Raw genomic sequence first — 17,149 nt, 5'->3', positions numbered from 1 at the left:
CTCTTTCTCGGTTTGCCGTTTATTATTTTGGTTCGCTTTTCGCGTTGAAGCGCTTGTCCCACTCAGCTAGAACACTGTCACGTTTTTTCGCAGCGTCATTCAGATCGTTTTTGATAAGCTGTTTGACCGGATCTACGCTGTAACCATCAGGGATTTTGGCAGAATCTGTTTTAACCGCAAGGATGGCGTAGTTTTTGTTGTATTCTTTCATCACATCATCCGTAATCGCCCAATCCAAGAAGTCTTTCGCTACTTGTTTCACGACCTTTTTCTTCATTAAAGCATTAGCTTCAACGTCCCAACCGGAACCTTCTTTCGGGAAGACAACTTCAACCGGTGAACCGGCTTTTTTCTCTTGAATGCCGCGGTAACCAAAGGAAATACCAATTGGATATTCGCCAGTACCGGCTAATTTAGCAGGTTTGGAACCGGAGTGAACATACATCGCAATGTTGTTATGCAATTTGTTCATATAATCCCATGCAGCGTCATTGCCTTTCAATTGAACCAATCCGGAAACCGTTAAGAAACCAGTCCCTGAAGACGAAGGATTCGGCATAGTGATCAGCCCTTTATATTCCGGCTTCACCAGATCCTCATAAGACTGAGGAATGGCCAGCTTGCGTTTCTCCATCTCAACTTTGTTCACGATAAACGCTGTTTCCCAAGCATCGATACCCACCCAGTGCGTTACTGCATTTTTGTCTTTAAAATCAGGAAGAATACGCTCTACGCCTTTTGGCGCGTAAGGCTCTAACATGCTGTTCTGGTCAAGAACAAGCAAGCTTGTTGCCGCTAAGCCCCATACAACGTCTGCTTGTGTATTGTCTTTCTCAGCAAGTAATTTCGCTGTCACAATTCCCGTGGAATCACGAACAATGTTGACTTTTACATCTGGATATTTCGCTTTGAAAGTCGTGAGATAAGTTTTGATTTGATCATCTTCCAAAGCCGTGTAAACCGTTAGATCCTTGCTTTTTGTATCCACTGTTACATCTGCGCTTGCGCTTGCTGCTGGAGCAGCACTTGTCTTCGCTCCGTCTGTACCAACCGCTTTCCCGCCGCAAGCCCCTAACATTAAAGCAACTGTCAACAACGCTACTGCACTTCCCAATGATTTCTTCATCTTCTTACTCCCACCTTCATTCGAATTATCGGTTTGACTATCTATCACCTGATAAATATTAGTATAATTTAGAATTGTAAAATCAGTATTAAATACACGTAAAATATTTGTATTTATATTTTATTTGTTGTTTTTAAGTTGTTTTCCAAAATAACTGTCTTTCGATCCCTTGCAGCAGACGTTCAATGTCGGGCCCATGAATATCACCAATGTTGCCGATTCGGAACGTAGCCGCGGCTGTTATTTTACCTGGGTAGATAACAAAGCCCTCTTGTTTAATGCGTGCATAGAACTCATCAAAGGAAAACACAGGCGAATCCGGATACAAGAAGGAAGTAATGATCGGCGACTGCAGCTCAATCGGAAGCAAGGGTTGCAGCCCCATCCGCTGCATGCCGGCAACCAACGTTTGTTGGTTAAGGTTGAATCTTTCGAATCTGCGCGCAACGCCGCCTTCTTCCTCCAACTCTTGGAGCGCTTGATCAAATGCTCTAACGGTATGCGTTGGCGAGGTATAACGCCATTTGCCGTTACCTTGCTCCATAGTCTCCCACTGATCGTAGAGATCTAATGATAAGGAACGTGCTACTCCTTTGCATTTGAGCAGTGATTCTTTACGCGCAATGATAAAACCAAAACCTGGCACGCCTTGGATGCATTTATTGGCACTGCTAATTAAGTAATCGATGTCCAGTTCCGCGATATCAATCGGGATACCGCCAAAAGAACTCATCGCATCGAGAATCAGCGTTTTGCCGTATTGCTTGGCAATGCGAGCAACATCAGCGATCGGATTCATCATGCCCGTCGTTGTTTCCACATGAACAACCGCCACGTGCGTGATCGGCGAATCCACCTTCAGCACTTCCTCTAGCTGCTTAACATTCACCGGCTTCGTTTCCCCCGCATCCAGAACGATCGAGTAGATGCCGAGGACATCCGCTATTTGGGCAATTCGTTTGCCATAAGCTCCGTTAGCCAAAACAAGCAGCTTACCGTCTTTGGGAATCACTGATCCAATGACCGATTCAACACTGAACGTTCCGCTTCCCTGCATCAGCACGGTTGTGTAATCATCCGGTTTGCTCGAAGCCATTGTCACTAATCGGCTGCGAATCGACTGGACGAGTTGATTATAATCTTGGTCCCATGTGCACCAATCGCGCAGCATCGCTGCTTTTACTTTTTTACTCGTCGATAGAGGACCTGGTGTAAGCAATAAATAAGGATTGTCCGGCAATTGATTCATCGTTGTTGACATGGACGTTCACCTCTTTGAAGTTTTTGATTAATAACCGGAATAAGCTGATCCAGCTCGCCAATGGTTTGAATGACATAATGAGCGCCTTCTTCTTGGAACTTAGCCGTGACTGCTTCCATGCGCGCCTTTAGAACTTCAGGATCACAAGCTTCCACTTCCGCTTCACTCATGCCCAGTTCACTGCTTCCTAGTACCACACCAATTGTCCAAGTGCCGGCGTTGACGCCTTCCCTTATATCGCTGACCGTATCTCCCACCTTTATTACGTTGTACATGGGATACACGTTCAGAGCAGCCGCGTTCTCGTAGATCATCCAAGGATATGGACGTCCTGCGGGCACATCATTTGGGGTAACCAAGTGGTCCGGCGCATACCCGCGCTTTTTCGCTTCGACCGTGACGATCGCCATCATCTCAGCCGTGTACCCCGTTGTGGAACCGATTCGAATGCCGTTTTGACGTAAACGATCTACGAGTGCAAGCGCACCAGGGACAGGTTCAGCATATTCATGAACAACAGCCAGCATCATCGGTTCAAAATCTGCATATAGTGCGTCAACGTCCGTTTCCTGCGGCAATTGACCATAGCGCTCCAGCCATAAGCCGGCGACACGTTCCATTTTTAAAATTTCGCTGATATGATCGCGTTTGAGAAGTCCCATCGGCGCTCTCGCTTCTGACAAGGTGATAGCAATCTCTCTTTTTCTGAAGACCTCCATAAATACGTTAAGGGGAGCAAAACATCCATAGTCCACCATCGTCCCCGCCCAATCAAAAACAACTGCTTGTATCATTGAAACCCTCCTGTATGACTGTTTGACTTGTTATTCGAGCACCTTTTGTTGGTTTTGGTTGCGTCTATAGGTACATAATAACCCGCATTTGTAATCGCAGCGTTAAACGCGTGTAAAATTTGTGTTTTTAATTTGATTTAATTTGATTTCGTTGTTTCGACATCCTCTTACTCGAAATCCGTCCTTCAGTTTTCTGTTGACTTCCTTGTTATTATGTTGGAAATTAAGGATAGGACACTGGGAGGGATCATAGAAATGAAGCCGATCAAAGCGATTATTTTCGATTTGGATAATACGTTATTGTGGGATGAAAGAAGTATCCAGGAAGCATTTGAGGCGACTTGCGAGGCAGCGGCAGCTTCCGTGAACGTAAACCCGTCCGAATTAGAGCACGTGGTGCGCGCATTATCCGAACGTTTATTTGAGGAAATGGCCTGTTATGACTATGCTAAAATGATTGAAGTCACCCATTTGGAAGCGCTGTGGGGAAGATTTGACGCGAAAGAGCATCCTGCCTTTCTGGAACTGGGCCAATTAGCGCCAGAGTATCAAAAAAGCGCGTGGACGCAGGGCCTGCTCAAACTAGGCGTTAACGATCCAGAGTTAGGCGCAACGCTAGCGCTGAGGTTTGCTGAGGAGCGTCGAGAACGTCCGTTAGTGTATGAAACCACTTTCGAAGTATTAGATGCTTTAAGACCGAAATATCAGCTGCTTTTGTTGACGAATGGCGCGCCTGACCTGCAGCAGGAGAAGGTAGATAGTATTCCGGGTCTGGCGGATTACTTTGATCATATCTTGATTTCCGGTACCTTTGGCCGCGGGAAACCTGATCCGTCTATTTTTGAGCACGCTTTGGAGCTGCTTGGTGTCACGGCGGAAGAAGCACTCATGGTCGGTGATAATCTGGATACCGACATCAAGGGAGCTTTAGCGATAGGCATGCGAAATGTTTGGATCAATCATCATCAGCGGACGGCGCCGCCGCACAACTTGCCGAGCCATGAAATCGCTGCGCTAGTGGAGCTGCTAGAAATCGTGCAGCCATGAAAAAGGACTTTCCCAACAAGGTCTAGTGTGACCTTATTGGGAAAGTCCTTCTTATATGCCCGCCTATGATTCATACCTCGGGCAGATTCAATTCCTTGCTGTTGCTAAGCCCATCATACAACGCCTGCTGCCTGAGCACTTTATAAAGTTCAGCCTTGGTCGAATGATCATACGGCATGACGAACAGAACGCCGATGCCAAGTGCCAGGAAACCTAGGATATACCATCCAAGGAAAGAGAGGTCCAATACGAACATTTTCCATTTATGGCCATTCGTCATCTGTTTGCTAAGCTCAACCGCCCTCTTCGTGCCAATCCCTGGATTGTCTCCCAGAAGAAAGGGCACCATGCTGTACGCATAACCTTTTACAATTCCCGGAATGATCAGCAGCAAAAACCACAGAAAGTTGAGAAAATTTTTCCAGAACATTCCCTTGACAATAGCTAGATACCTGCCTTTTTGAAACGAGTAGACCAGATAATTCATATTCACATCTTCAGAGGCAGCCTGTTTAAAATATTGCATAACGCTCACTTCGAAAGGCGCTGTAACAAAAACATGAAAAGCAATGGAAGCAAGGATAAGGAGGATAAATAACAAGATCGCTCCAACAACGACGGCAACAAATACCGGGCTGTTATAAAAATCGGTCCAACTGTCGTGACTGCCGGTCAAGGGGAATTTGACCGAAGTTCCTCCGTTCGAATTAAAGGAACAGCTCGACACCCCTCCGCTCAGCACCGTTAACAGCAGGCTTACGAGAAAAGCCTTCCAGTAGGACGTTCGCAAGACTTGCTTGGCTCGCCCCTTTAGTTCTCTTCGCGTCCAGTCCAAGAAATCACGCTCCAATTTCCACATATTTACTAACTATCCTACAACAGAATGTCCAAAAGTAGAACCCTTTGCGTGAAGCAACAACTTCTAACGGACTCCAGTGCCGCTATTCCGCTGAATGTTCACAAAAAAAATTCTAACGGGCCCAAATGACGTTATTGTACCTGTTTCAACTGATTTTCCACCCATTTTCGGCGAATAGCGCTTCGTATGTCCGTTAGTTACTCCAAAGTCCTGTTTTCCCACCAATTAGCGCTTCCTGTGTCCGTTAGCTGAACTCCACGCACAACATACCTCTGTTCCACTCTCTAGTAGCGTTTCTGCTCCAACAACAAAGCATCACACGTGTTCATTATCTGCAGCTTCAAGCTGGAGCATTACACATCAAACAAAAAAAGGCACCCGCAGGCGCCTTCTCATCCTTAAAGAATTTTATATTCCGGTTTCACCTTCGTGAAATGCGGGTTTTTCCCTGTGACCATGAGGCCCATGCCCCAGTCAAAATGCGTATTTTCCGTCGGGAAATCGCTCGGATCCCGATACTGGAACAACACGTTCCGTCTTGTTCTGGAACTCCGATTCGATTCCGAGCCATGAATCGTCAAGTAGTTAAAGAACAGCACATCGCCAGCTTCTGCCACACAAGGCGTGCCTTCTTTGACGGGATACTCTTTGTGATTCAAGTAATGCTGACCCACGTGCGGTATGCTGCCTGTGCGGTGTGAGCCCGGAATTACTCGCAGGCAGCCGTTCTCCTCATCCGCATAATCCAAATGCACGCTTGCAGCTAGCATCGTATGTTTCTCATGCGGAAAGTAAGGGTGATCCTGATGCATAGGGAAGGCAGCACCGTTTTCCGGCGGCTTCACGAGCATTTTGGAGTGATGCAGCTGCACGTTAGGTCCAATGATTTGCTGCAGCACAGCCGCCATATTGGGATGAATCACAGCGCGCATAAACGCAGCATCGTGATAGTGCACGTCGTGGAAGCCTTTTAAAACCAGCTTCTTCAGCTCTTCCGGTGGAAGGAAATCGCCCCTCCATTGATCATTACGGTCTGCTTTTGCCTCAGCGGCGCGAATAATAATTTCTTCTACAGCTTGCCTCATTTCCTCTACTTCTTGCTGATTGAATACCCCTTTAACAAGCAAATACCCATTTTCTTTATAAAATTCTACATCCTCACGAGTAATCACTATTCATTCCTCCATCATCGAAGTTGATTATAAACCGCTTTCTTATCTATAATTATAAGGAATGAGAGTGAGAACTGTCTTTTTCTGCAAAGGACAGCTTTTTGCAAAATAAGGACATGAAGGATGATGCATGTGTACTTGTGCAAAGAAACCAGATCCCTGCTGAACGAGGTGGCAACCGTCATTCATGGACCTGCGGCATGCTTTAAAATTCAATATTGGGGCGTAGATCCATGCCTATTCGATAACCAACCCCATAAACATTCTTTCTTTGAAGTCTGCTATGTCATTAGCGGAGAAGGTGAATATACCGAAGAAGGTGTCCTCTACCCGCTGCGCGCAGGCACCCACTTTTGCTCTCGACCCGGCATCAAACATCAAATCCGCACCCAAAAGGGTCTCTTTATTCTGTTCGTCGCATTTGAATTGGATGAAACACAAAGTGAAGATGCGATGCGGGATGCCTTTCAGGAGTTAGCTGAGCATGCCGAGGTTTGTCTGTATGATGGTGACCATCACCCGACGGCCCTCTTGTGGAAGTCACTTTTGATTCGTGAGGATCATGGCAGCTTGCCTGTTGCCGCAGTTCCAACCTTAGCCTACACACTTCTCGTGTCGTTTCTCAGCTTATTTGGTAAAGAGACTGGCAAACCTATGGTCATCCGTAAAAATACGAACATCCTGCTGCAGCGGGCCAAACTCTATATCCGTGACAACCTGTCTCAACCACTTCACCTTAGCGATGTCGCCGGCTATCTCAATGTTTCTGAGCGCCATCTTTCGCGCTTGTTTTCCGAGGGAATTCACGAAACCTATACGGATTTCATCCGCAGTGAGCGCATACGCCAAGCAGCCCACCTGCTGCTGACAAGTGAGCTGTCGATTAACGACATTTCGGAGGTTACCGGCTTTTCATCCGTTCATTATTTTACTCATACGTTCAAACAAGAAAAAAAGCTACCCCCCGGCAAGTTCCGCAAACAGGAACAAACCAACAGGTAGCAGCAATGGCTATCGTGCGGCGGATCGGCTGTAAACCAACGGGTTAAGGGCGGTTGCCGCCAAATCGCCGGGCTTAGCGCCAGGAAACCACGTTTTCAAATCGCTTTCGCGCGCTTTACTATCCGGCTCCGCAATATGCAGTCCGTCCGCATAGTAGATGACCGTCATCACTTTGCGCATGGCATCCGTCGGGTTCCCAGGCGCGCTGTGCAGTGTCCACCCGGCATGAAATGTTGCATCTCCGGCTTCCATTGCGCCATGGGACATCGTTTCATACCCTTTGCCTTCAATATAACCGGCTAAAGTACGATGGGATTCATCGGAAATCACCATTTTGTTAATGTAACCAATGCGGTGGGACTCAGAAGCAAAGGTCATGGATCCTATTTCTTCGGAAATGGGCACCAGCGGCATCCACATCGTAATCGTTTTATCTGTATCCAGCGGCCAGTAGATTTGGTCTTGATGCCATGGGGTGTGTCCTCCATGAGGCTCTTTATACAAAGCCTGATCATGATAAATGCGCACGCCTTCGACGCCCATCAATTCCGCTGCGATTTTGGCAAATCTTTTGGCTAATACGAACCTGCGAGCTGCTTCGCTTTTTTCCCACAAGTTAGAGATTTGGATAAAAGCCTTGCCATACGTATCCCGCTGCTCAACCGGTTTGTTATGATAATTCAGTTCCTTCACTAAATCCGTAATAACCGGCTCGTAAGAAGTAATTTCCGATGGGCTAGCTACCTGACGAAGTAAAATATGCCCTTTCTGCTGGTAGCTTTGTATCTGCTGCTCCGACAAGATATAGCTGTCTTCCAAAGAAGGCAACGATTGGGTATGGCTTGTTTCTTTCATACTCATCTAGGATCACCTCAATTTGTATAATTATAGCTTTATTATAGGGTTCAAGCTGTCCCAAATCTTTGTCAAACAAGGTTATATTATTGTCAAAAACAACTGAAGTGGAAAGGATCTTCGATGCTAAGCGATTTTCTGAAACAACATCCCATCGTGCCATTCGTTAGACAAAGCGACTTTGCAGTTCGTAAACCATGGTCTTCCCCGGAGCGCAGATTACTTGATTATTTATTGGTCTACATTCAAGAAGGCACTTGTTGTTTCCATGTCGATCATAAAAAATATATGTTTAATGCTGGTCAATTTTGCCTAGTGCAGCTCGGCAGCTTACTGTCTTTGGAAGGGTTAACGAATACCGTTACGCCGTATATTCATTTTGATCTCAGTTTTAACCCTGAACGTGAGCACAGTTTTCCTACCCGCCCAGGACAAATTGATTTATCGGCTTATCAGCATCTCTTACAGCCAACCATCAGAGACTTGTACGGGGTGGAAATGCCTGTGCAGGTTGAACCGTCCAAGCCGTTAAAATTGAAAGAAACACTGCTGCAAGTTATCGAGCAAGCCGAGAAGCAGGATCCGCTCATCCAACTTAAGACGCAGCATCTAGTTACTGAGATCATCCTCTCTTTATTAGAGACCTACTATCAAGAACCCTACACAACGTCACAGTCGTTTGATTGGATTACTTCTTACTTTTCGCATCATTTAAGTGATCCTATCTCCTTAGCGGATATGGCCGCACGAGCGAATCTGTCGATCTCCCGATTCAGCATGGTGTTCAAACAGCGTTATGGCATCTCCCCTCACCAATATTTGATGAACATGCGGGTGAATCATGCCAAAGAATTGCTGACCCATACGGATCTTAGTCAGGAATCCATTGCCAGCTATTGCGGATTTGCGGATCTGCATCATTTCTCCAAAACCTTTAAGAAACGAACCGGTCTAACGCCAGGAGAGCTAAAAAAAAGCAAAATCCCCTTCATTCGAGCTTAACCACTCGAAAAAGGGGATTCTTTATTTCTTGGTTATTTCCTGGGAAATCGTTGAAATTAGTCGAAATAAACAGCTTTACCTGTTTTAGCGGATTCGTAGATTGCTTCTAGAATCTCAGAAACGACGCAAGCTTGCTCCGGTGTAACGACTGGATCCGTATCGTTTTCAATGGCTTGAATCCAAAGACGCATTTCCAGATCAGGCGCGTTTTCCGTTTCGCCATCATAGAAGGCAACGCCTCCGGCATTCAGCTCAACCTCTGTTGTATACAAGCGGCTGTGCTTTTCGCCGTTAATGCGAAGGCCATTTTTCATGTCCGCGCCGCCTTCTGTACCGCTAAGTGTACACTTAGCTTCATCGACTTCTAGTGTATTCAGCGCCCAACTTGATTCAAGAATAATGGTTGCGCCATTTTTCATCGTAATCATACCGAATGCAGAATCTTCCACCGTAAATTTGGATGGATCCCAAGGGCCCCATGCGTTTGCTGCGTTTTCGCGTTGGGACAATTTATGATACGAAGTACCAAGAACAACTTTCGGCTCATAATTGTTCATCATCCACAGCGTCAAATCGAGGGCATGCGTCCCGATATCAATCAAAGGACCTCCGCCTTGCTTCTCTTCATCAAGGAACACGCCCCATGTTGGTACTGCGCGGCGGCGGATCGCATGAGCTTTGGCGAAATAAATATCGCCTAACTCACCTTCCGAACAAAGTTGGTGCAGGTGTTGGCTGTCGCTGCGGAAACGATTATTGTAACCAACGGTCAATTTTTTGCCTGTGCGTTTCGCTGCTTCCACCATTCGGCGAGCATCTGCTGCTGTTTTCGCCATCGGCTTCTCGGACATTACGTGTTTGCCGGCTTCCAATGCCGCAATCGTAATCTCTGCATGCGAATCATTCGGTGTGCAAACATGAACGATATCAATTGTGCTGTCTTTCAGAAGCTCACGGTAATCTTCATATACGCGAGTTTCGCCTTTTCCATATTTGTCGGCAGCTTCTTGCGCTTTTTCAGGAATAATATCACAGAAAGCAACCATTTCTACGTTTTTTAATTTGTTCAAACTTGGCATATGTTTGCCGTTGGCAATGCCTCCACAGCCGATAATGGCGATTCGATACGTTTTGGACATGATGGTCCTCCTTAGGTTTTCGTCTGAGCTCGTACTATTTATCAGTATATCAAAAACCTGCAAAAATAAAATTTCTGATCTGGCGATAATTATATCCGATTGTGTTATCTAGGCAAAAAAAAAGCCCGGGCAGCTGTTTCACCAGCACCCTAGGCTCCCTATTTTTTGATAATCGACGCCACCAGCTTATATCCGACCCCGCGAATCGAATCAATCTGCACAGATTGCTGATTCATCTCCAGCTTTTTGCGCAGCGAACTTACGTGAACATCCACGGTACGCTGTCCGCCGATATAATCAAAGCCCCAAACAATATTCATAAGATCATCTCTCGTCACGACTACGCCTGGACGCTGTACGAGATACAGCAGTACCTCGAACTCTTTAGGTCTCAAAGGAATCGATTCGCCATTCAGAACGACTTCATATTTCTCTGGATAGATGAATAGTTCGCCGGCCTGAATGACTTTCTCATTCGTTCCCTGCTTGTCTACCGTGACATCCTCCGACATCGTTCTGCGCAATACGGCGGATACTCGTGCCAGCAACTCCGCTACACCAAAAGGCTTCGTGATATAATCATCCGCTCCGTGCTTCAAGCCTTGGACAACCTCATCTTCTGCATTGCGGGCCGTTAAGATAATAACTGGCGTGCTATTTCCTTTTTGTCTAAGCTTAGCCAGCACCTCAAACCCATTCAGGCCCGGCAGCATAATGTCCAAAATAATTAAATCATAGGACTGCTGAAGCGCTTCTTGCAGACCATCTCCACCATGATCCACAACTTTTGTATGATACCCTTCCTGGGAAAGATTGTACGATAACAATCGAGCCAAGGTAGGCTCGTCTTCAATAACTAATATTTTTTGTGCCATGGGATCCCCCGTATTTACAGTTTATTAACATTGCACATCCATATAATAACACAATTTTGCTACGTGAATGTAAATGTTGCATTTTCGCCATATAATTTAGTGGATGACTGGCAATTCAATGGTAAATCTCGTTCCAACTCCAACCTCGCTATCCACGCGAATGGTCCCTTTATGCAGCTCAACCAAATGTTTCACAATGGATAAGCCCAGTCCTGTTCCACCTGAACTTCGCGAACGAGCTTTGTCTACCCGGTAAAAGCGTTCAAAAATACGCGGTAAATCCTTCTTCGGTATCCCCATGCCGGTATCGGAGACGATTAGACGCAGACGCTCGTAATCGCCTTCGCTATTCGGATCAAGCGGCTCGATCCGCAGCTTGACTTTGCCGCCTTCCTGCGTGTACGCAATACCATTGGAGAGAAGATTGATAATAATTTGGCGCAGGCGATCTTCATCCGCTTCAATATACATATCTTCATCAACCTGCAACCCCAGCTCGATATGCTTTTTCTCGGCTTCTTTCCTTAACACGTTAAGTGATCTTTCCAGAAACTCAGGTAAATAAATCGGCGAAAAATTCATTGGAATCCGCTTGGATTCAATTTTGGACAGCTCGAGAATATCCCCAATCAACCGGTTCAACCGTTCACTCTCATCAAAAATAATTTGCAGGAACGATACCGCCGTTTCCTTATCATTCAGCGCCCCTGCCAGCAGTGTCTCAGCGAAACCTTTGACTGCGGCAATCGGCGTCTTGAGCTCATGGGATACATTCGCAACAAATTCGCTTCTCATCCGCTCAAGTCTGCGAACAGCCGTGATGTCATGAATCACGATCAGTACCCCTGACCATTCCTCGTCTTCATGGGCAATTGGGCTTAAATGAATATCCAGAATGCGCTCGGCCGGATAATAAAAAATCATTTCGTCACGGATGGATTCGCGCGTCTCTATACATTCCTGAATCAGCTTCGTAAACTCAAACTGCTGCTTGGCTTCATTATATCTTTTCCCCAATAGTTCCTGTGAAGAAAAGCCCAAAATGTATTCAGCTGAAGGATTTAACAGCATAATCCGTTCTTCTCGGTCAATCATCATAATGCCGCTCAGCATATTTTCCATAACGCCTTGGAGTCTGCGTTCATTCTCCTGAATCCGCGCCATTTGCTGCTGCAAGCTTTCGGACATCCGATTGATGGCCTGCCCCAGCTGCCCAACTTCATCATTGCTATAGGCTGGAACACGAGATTCATAATTCATATTTGTGATTTGCTGGGCGACTTTCGTCATTTTCTCAATCGGATGTGTAATCCCCTTCGCAATTCGATAGCTAACCAGACCGGCGATCACGAATAAGATCATCAAACCGACAATCAGAAAATACCACAAGCTGCGGATTGAATTATCCACTTGTTCCAGGCTCAACGAAATGCGTAAAAAGCCGGTTGTGACCTTCGACTCATTCTTCACGGGAATGGCGGCGTACAGCATCTTCTCATTCAGGGTATCACTGTATCGCGTAGCGTAACCTACACCGTTAGAAGCAGCTTCAGCAATTTCCGGACGAGTTAAATGGTTGTCCATTTGCTCTGGGTTTTGATCGGAGTCCCCGACCACTTTGCCGTCTGCACGAACAAAGGTCAGCCGTTCATTCGTTGCTGCTTTAATCCGTTTGGCTTGTTCGGAGAAATAAGATACAAGTTCAGGTTCTGATCCCATCCTGCCCCAATCCCCCGTAGCGACAAGGACATGCAGCTCGCGCTCCATATTCTCCTCCAGGGACTTGACATGAGAATCCTCAAGCACCTTTGCCATAAAGATACCGGCAAGCAGCATGGATGAACCAATCAATACAATCAAAATAAATGTTAGTTTGGCACGGAATTTCGTCATCTGTTTATCTTGCCTCCGATAGATCAAGTCTGAATTCAAAGAGAAAAGGGCTACTCTACATAGTAACCCTTTCTCCCGTACCAAATCCAGTTATTTAATTGTAAAGATGAAAAAGTGCAAAAGCAATAACCGTTAAGCTTATTTAAAAACAGGCTCTTTCAACGCTGACAGCTTCTCAAATGCGTTTTTCTCAACGTCGGCATGCAAGCTGTTGCCATGTGAATCCATGGTAACGATAGCTGCGAAACCTTCTGTCTCCAAATGCCACATTGCTTCTGGAATACCGAATTCCATGAAATCAACGCCTTCTACCTTCTTAAAGCATTGAGCGTAGTATTGCGCTGCGCCACCAATAGCGTTCAAATAAACACCGCCATGATCCTGCAAAGCAGCCAATGTTTTCGGACCCATTCCGCCTTTTCCGATAACTGCACGAATCCCGAACTTCTTGATGATATCGCCTTGGTAAGGCTCCTCACGAATACTTGTCGTCGGGCCAGCCGCCTTCACATGCCACTCGCCGGCTTCATCCTTGCTCATAACCGGTCCACAGTGGTAAATCGCCGCACCGTTCAAATCAAGCGGAGCATCGTGATCCATCAAATATTTGTGCAGCGCATCGCGTCCTGTATGCATCGTACCGTTAATAACGACCACGTCGCCAACTTTCAGACTGCGAATTTGTTCTTCGGAAATCGGAGTCGTCAAGACGATCTCGCGACGCTCATCTTCTTTCACATTTTTCGCAGCTTCCGCACTCGCCTCAAAAGCTTCCTGGAAGGAGACTTCGCTTCCTCTCGGATACGACCAGCCGTTGATTTCGCCAGTTTCGGGATTAAGAAGCACACCTTGACGGCGGAACGCCCAACAGTTGTAGGCAACGGAAACGAAGAAGCTAGCTGGCAAACGGTTGGCCACGCCAACTTTACAGCCTAGCAATGTCACTTGCCCGCCGAAGCCCATTGTACCAATTCCCAGTGTATTCGCATGCTCCATCACATACTCTTCAACTTTCCGAAGCTCAGGATGCGGGTTCACGTCATCAACATGGCGGAACAATTGATGCTTCGCCAGCTCGTAACCGCTAGTCCGGTCGCCGCCAATACCAACGCCAATAAAGCCTGCGCTGCACCCTTGTCCTTGTGCTTGGTACACGGCATGCATGATGCATTTGCGGATTCCGTCAAGATCGCGCCCGGCTTTGCCTACGCCTTCCAGATCAGCTGGCAGGCTGTATTGAATATTTTTATTTTCGCAACCGCCGCCCTTAAGGATCAGCTTCACTTCGACTTCATCGCGTTCCCATTGCTCAAAATGAATAACCGGAGTTCCAGGTCCCAAATTGTCGCCAGTATTGGCGCCTGTTAAGGAATCCACCGAATTCGTACGAAGCTTGCTTGCTTTGGTCGCATTAGCAACGGCTTCAAGAATCTGCTTCTTCATAATAATTTGGTTTGCCCCAACCGGACAGTGTATAATAAACGTTGGCATGCCTGTATCTTGGCAAATCGGAGAGACATTGCATTCCGCCATATGAATGTTATCGGCAATACGGGATAAGGAGAGCGCTGAGCGAGTTCCTTTGTCTTCTTTTTCGGTTGCGGCTTGTACCGCACGACGTACATCACCCGGAAGGTTTGTGGACGTTTCGACAATTAGATCGTAGACGCTTTGATAAAAATGCTGCATGACTAAAAATGGCTCCTCTCGACTTAACAAATAATAATCATTACAAACTATTATACCATATAAGGAGTTACGCTGACATGTCCAAAAGAATCGGGATCACGATTCTGCTGAGTCTGATAGGGCTCACGCTTCTGCTTACGCCGCTCTCCGCTAAGCGATCTCAAGATATCTACTATCAGGATCAAGTTGCTGTCCTCATGTATCATCATATTCATGAAACGGATACAAGCTCCAGCACCATTACATCCTCGCTGTTTCAAAATCAGCTGCAGTATTTACTAAGCAAAGGCTATCATTTTATTTCCCTGAATGAATTCAAGCAATATTTGGCTGGAGCCACAGTACCTTCCAACGCAGTCCTTGTGACGTTTGATGATGGGTATCAAAGCTTTTATACCGGGGCCTATCCGATTTTGAAAAGCTTGCGAGTTCCCGCTGTCAATTTTGTTATCACGCATGATTTGGCCGATCCGCTGGCATCCTATATTCCTTCGATGTCCAAAGAGCAGATCAGTGAAATGACCCATGCGACGAACTTCATCGATATTGGCTGCCACACCGATAGCCTGCATAACAAGCTGCCGAGCGGCGATGCTGCACTTGTCGGCCGCATGGATGGAGAAAACGACGACGCCTACAAGCAGCGCGTGCTGCAGGATACACAAGCTTGCGTCGGCAAGCTTGCGGGGCTTACGGATGCGCCGCTCGACGTTATGGCGTATCCATACGGCATCACGTCGCCTGCGGCGACGGAACAAATTCAGAAGGCGGGCATCCGCTACGCCTTCACGATCTCCCCCGAGATGGCGACGCGCAGCGCCGACCATCTGCTGATCCCGCGGATCAACGCGGGCAGCCCCGGCATCACGCCGGAGCTGCTGGACCGCTCGATCCAGCGCCGCATTCAGGCGCAGCCGGGCAGCGCCCCGCTGCGCGTTGACGCGGCCGCTGCCGTAGCGCAGCTCGGCGGCAGCGCAAGTGCAGAAGGCGGAGCGCTTCGCCTCCGCCTGGGGCAAGAGGCATTCACCCTGCAGGTGAATGCGGCTGAGGCCACGCGCGGCTCGGCGCGCGTGAAGCTGAAGGAGCCCGTGCTCCGCGAGCACGGGCAGGTCACGATCGCGCTCGAGGATTTGAGCGCGTTGATCGAGCTTCCGCTCGTCTACACCCCGTCCACCGGAACGGTGGCTGCGCGGGTGGTGCCGAGCGTGAAATCAAACTGAAGGAGTACAGGAACCTCATGAATCATCACTTTTTTGCCTATTTGTACCGCCTCAAATATATCGATCGTTGGAGCCTCATGTGGAACATGCGCAGGGAAAACGTAGCTGAGCATTCTTTCTACGTCTCCACGATCGCGCATATGCTTTGTACGATCGCTAATGAAGTCTATGGCCGCAATGTCCCAACGGATCGCGTTGTTTCTATCGCATTGTTCCACGATGCGTCTGAAGTATTAACGGGCGATATCCCTCAGCCCGTCAAACACAACAACGAGCAGATCCTTCGCAACTTCCGCGAAATTGAAGATGTCGCAGTAGAGCGGCTCATTCAGACGATTCCGCCAGAAATTAGCGACATCTACCGCAAGCTGATCCAGGAACCGGATCCTGAGCTCTACCGTTGGGTGAAAGCTGCCGACTTGCTCGAGGCTTACATCAAATGCTTAACAGAGCTTTCCACTGGCAACCGCGAATTCGTCGTTGCGAAGCAGCAAATTCTAGAAAGCTTGAAGAAAATGAATATGCCGGAAGTGGATTATTTCCTTGAACATATGAGCGCTTCGTTTGAGAAAACGCTGGACGAAATTACGCTTAATCCAAGTCCAGGAGAATAATCATTCCACAATGAAGAAGGGGCTGTTCCAAACGTAGAAAATCTCTGCGTTTGAAACAGCCCCTTTATTTCAGTCATTAAGCCAATATTTGAGGATTCGTCATGAATAAAATAGCAACTACTACAGCTACTGCTGCAATCCAGCTGAATGTTTTGATTTTCGCAGCATCGGTTGCCGTGCTGTTTCCTGCCTTGGCGTTAGCTACCAACTTCTTCATTCTTCCGCCGATCATGCCAGTCACAGCTCCCACGATAAGCAGTAAAACAACTGCCAGCACCATCCACAATACAGATGCATCAACTTTGGAAACCATAGCTCCGCCCGTGATGAAGGTCACAATTAATGAAAATTGTCCAATGCGATTTAACGTAGACAGCAGCCCCATAAAACCCTCTAATGCAGCGCCAGTTAACGTTGCGGCACGTCCCACAATGAACGGGAACACGACGTATACGCCAAGCAGCAAGGCACTAAGTACATGTAAAAAAATCATGACTTGATACATTCTAATAACCTCCGCAATTTTGAATTAGAATCGTTCTTATCTAAGTATACCGAATACCTTTCTTTGGGACAAGAAAGCGATGTCAACAATTGTTCT

The 17,149-nt window shown here is 47.1% G+C and carries 16 protein-coding genes; 5 read left to right on the top strand and 11 right to left on the bottom strand.

Features of this window, described 5'->3' with window-relative positions; genetic code table 11:
• Positions 1-22 precede the first annotated feature (22 nt).
• From ACKTT9_RS09385 to phnX, 3 genes are all read right to left on the bottom strand, one after another.
• Positions 23-1,126 carry a putative 2-aminoethylphosphonate ABC transporter substrate-binding protein gene (locus ACKTT9_RS09385; RefSeq protein WP_407871332.1) on the bottom strand — a complete coding sequence of 368 codons (1,104 nt, stop codon included), beginning with the start codon at positions 1,124-1,126 and terminating at the stop codon, positions 23-25.
• 133 nt (positions 1,127-1,259) lie between these two features.
• Positions 1,260-2,366, bottom strand: coding sequence for a 2-aminoethylphosphonate--pyruvate transaminase (gene phnW / locus ACKTT9_RS09380; RefSeq protein ID WP_407872998.1), 1,107 nt, complete (start codon positions 2,364-2,366; stop codon positions 1,260-1,262).
• Between the two features lie 5 nt (positions 2,367-2,371).
• Entirely contained in the window at positions 2,372-3,181 is an 810-nt protein-coding gene (phnX, locus tag ACKTT9_RS09375; RefSeq protein ID WP_407871331.1) for a phosphonoacetaldehyde hydrolase, read from the bottom strand.
• 255 nt (positions 3,182-3,436) lie between these two features.
• On the opposite strand from phnX, the gene ACKTT9_RS09370 reads away from it, so the two are divergent.
• Positions 3,437-4,228, top strand: coding sequence for an HAD family hydrolase (locus tag ACKTT9_RS09370; RefSeq protein ID WP_407871330.1), 792 nt, complete (start codon positions 3,437-3,439; stop codon positions 4,226-4,228).
• Between the two features lie 70 nt (positions 4,229-4,298).
• Here ACKTT9_RS09370 and ACKTT9_RS09365 read toward each other — a convergent pair whose 3' ends face one another.
• Both ACKTT9_RS09365 and ACKTT9_RS09360 read right to left on the bottom strand, forming a co-directional pair.
• Entirely contained in the window at positions 4,299-5,087 is a 789-nt protein-coding gene (locus tag ACKTT9_RS09365) for a DUF975 family protein (protein WP_407871329.1), read from the bottom strand.
• A gap of 398 nt (positions 5,088-5,485) precedes the next feature.
• On the bottom strand, positions 5,486-6,259 hold the full coding sequence (locus ACKTT9_RS09360; protein WP_407871328.1) for a phytanoyl-CoA dioxygenase family protein: 774 nt from the start codon (positions 6,257-6,259) through the stop codon (positions 5,486-5,488).
• Positions 6,260-6,382: 123 nt separating this feature from the next.
• On the opposite strand from ACKTT9_RS09360, the gene ACKTT9_RS09355 reads away from it, so the two are divergent.
• The gene (locus ACKTT9_RS09355) at positions 6,383-7,261 is read left to right on the top strand and encodes a helix-turn-helix domain-containing protein (protein ID WP_407871327.1); all 879 of its coding nucleotides are present in this window, start codon (positions 6,383-6,385) and stop codon (positions 7,259-7,261) included.
• A 9-nt stretch (positions 7,262-7,270) separates the two neighbouring features.
• Here ACKTT9_RS09355 and ACKTT9_RS09350 read toward each other — a convergent pair whose 3' ends face one another.
• The gene (locus ACKTT9_RS09350; RefSeq protein ID WP_407871326.1) at positions 7,271-8,122 is read right to left on the bottom strand and encodes a phytanoyl-CoA dioxygenase family protein; all 852 of its coding nucleotides are present in this window, start codon (positions 8,120-8,122) and stop codon (positions 7,271-7,273) included.
• Positions 8,123-8,239: 117 nt separating this feature from the next.
• On the opposite strand from ACKTT9_RS09350, the gene ACKTT9_RS09345 reads away from it, so the two are divergent.
• Positions 8,240-9,118 (top strand): helix-turn-helix domain-containing protein, encoded by an 879-nt coding sequence (locus tag ACKTT9_RS09345; protein ID WP_407871325.1) that lies wholly within the window; start codon positions 8,240-8,242, stop codon positions 9,116-9,118.
• Between the two features lie 56 nt (positions 9,119-9,174).
• Here the strand turns inward: ACKTT9_RS09345 and ACKTT9_RS09340 are convergent, their stop codons facing one another.
• The 4 genes from ACKTT9_RS09340 to ACKTT9_RS09325 form a co-directional block, all read right to left on the bottom strand.
• Positions 9,175-10,257, bottom strand: coding sequence for a Gfo/Idh/MocA family protein (locus tag ACKTT9_RS09340; protein WP_407871324.1), 1,083 nt, complete (start codon positions 10,255-10,257; stop codon positions 9,175-9,177).
• Between the two features lie 158 nt (positions 10,258-10,415).
• The gene (locus tag ACKTT9_RS09335) at positions 10,416-11,132 is read right to left on the bottom strand and encodes a response regulator transcription factor (RefSeq protein WP_127457431.1); all 717 of its coding nucleotides are present in this window, start codon (positions 11,130-11,132) and stop codon (positions 10,416-10,418) included.
• Positions 11,133-11,228: 96 nt separating this feature from the next.
• Complete coding sequence (gene pnpS / locus ACKTT9_RS09330) at positions 11,229-13,025, bottom strand: two-component system histidine kinase PnpS (RefSeq protein WP_407871323.1); 1,797 nt, start codon at positions 13,023-13,025, stop codon at positions 11,229-11,231.
• A 138-nt stretch (positions 13,026-13,163) separates the two neighbouring features.
• On the bottom strand, positions 13,164-14,714 hold the full coding sequence (locus ACKTT9_RS09325; protein WP_407871322.1) for a fumarate hydratase: 1,551 nt from the start codon (positions 14,712-14,714) through the stop codon (positions 13,164-13,166).
• A 77-nt stretch (positions 14,715-14,791) separates the two neighbouring features.
• On the opposite strand from ACKTT9_RS09325, the gene ACKTT9_RS09320 reads away from it, so the two are divergent.
• Together ACKTT9_RS09320 and yfbR are read left to right on the top strand one after the other, a co-directional pair.
• A complete protein-coding gene (locus ACKTT9_RS09320) occupies positions 14,792-15,934 on the top strand; it encodes a polysaccharide deacetylase family protein (protein WP_407871321.1) in 1,143 nt (380 codons plus the stop codon).
• 17 nt (positions 15,935-15,951) lie between these two features.
• Positions 15,952-16,548: a 5'-deoxynucleotidase gene (yfbR, locus tag ACKTT9_RS09315; protein ID WP_407871320.1), complete on the top strand. Its 597-nt coding sequence runs from the start codon at positions 15,952-15,954 to the stop codon at positions 16,546-16,548.
• Between the two features lie 76 nt (positions 16,549-16,624).
• Here the strand turns inward: yfbR and ACKTT9_RS09310 are convergent, their stop codons facing one another.
• Positions 16,625-17,053, bottom strand: coding sequence for a hypothetical protein (locus ACKTT9_RS09310; RefSeq protein WP_157322939.1), 429 nt, complete (start codon positions 17,051-17,053; stop codon positions 16,625-16,627).
• Positions 17,054-17,149 lie beyond the last annotated feature (96 nt).

Source organism: Paenibacillus sp. P36, assembly GCF_045866505.1.
GTDB classification, from domain to species: domain Bacteria; phylum Bacillota; class Bacilli; order Paenibacillales; family NBRC-103111; genus Paenibacillus_E; species Paenibacillus_E chondroitinus.
The sequence above is the reverse complement of the archived record's forward strand: the minus strand, read 5'-3'. Positions and strand labels throughout refer to the sequence as shown.

Excerpts from the sequence above, each read along its gene's own strand:
- ACKTT9_RS09385 (WP_407871332.1), bottom strand. The coding sequence starts at position 1,126 with ATGAAGAAATCATTGGGAAGTGCAGTAGCGTTGTTGACAGTTGCTTTA.
- phnX (WP_407871331.1), bottom strand. The coding sequence starts at position 3,181 with ATGATACAAGCAGTTGTTTTTGATTGGGCGGGGACGATGGTGGACTAT.
- ACKTT9_RS09370 (WP_407871330.1), top strand. The coding sequence starts at position 3,437 with ATGAAGCCGATCAAAGCGATTATTTTCGATTTGGATAATACGTTATTG.
- ACKTT9_RS09365 (WP_407871329.1), bottom strand. The coding sequence starts at position 5,087 with ATGTGGAAATTGGAGCGTGATTTCTTGGACTGGACGCGAAGAGAACTA.
- ACKTT9_RS09355 (WP_407871327.1), top strand. The coding sequence starts at position 6,383 with ATGATGCATGTGTACTTGTGCAAAGAAACCAGATCCCTGCTGAACGAG.
- ACKTT9_RS09350 (WP_407871326.1), bottom strand. The coding sequence starts at position 8,122 with ATGAGTATGAAAGAAACAAGCCATACCCAATCGTTGCCTTCTTTGGAA.
- ACKTT9_RS09345 (WP_407871325.1), top strand. The coding sequence starts at position 8,240 with ATGCTAAGCGATTTTCTGAAACAACATCCCATCGTGCCATTCGTTAGA.
- ACKTT9_RS09340 (WP_407871324.1), bottom strand. The coding sequence starts at position 10,257 with ATGTCCAAAACGTATCGAATCGCCATTATCGGCTGTGGAGGCATTGCC.
- ACKTT9_RS09335 (WP_127457431.1), bottom strand. The coding sequence starts at position 11,132 with ATGGCACAAAAAATATTAGTTATTGAAGACGAGCCTACCTTGGCTCGA.
- pnpS (WP_407871323.1), bottom strand. The coding sequence starts at position 13,025 with ATGACGAAATTCCGTGCCAAACTAACATTTATTTTGATTGTATTGATT.
- ACKTT9_RS09325 (WP_407871322.1), bottom strand. The coding sequence starts at position 14,714 with ATGCAGCATTTTTATCAAAGCGTCTACGATCTAATTGTCGAAACGTCC.
- ACKTT9_RS09320 (WP_407871321.1), top strand. The coding sequence starts at position 14,792 with ATGTCCAAAAGAATCGGGATCACGATTCTGCTGAGTCTGATAGGGCTC.
- yfbR (WP_407871320.1), top strand. The coding sequence starts at position 15,952 with ATGAATCATCACTTTTTTGCCTATTTGTACCGCCTCAAATATATCGAT.
- ACKTT9_RS09310 (WP_157322939.1), bottom strand. The coding sequence starts at position 17,053 with ATGTATCAAGTCATGATTTTTTTACATGTACTTAGTGCCTTGCTGCTT.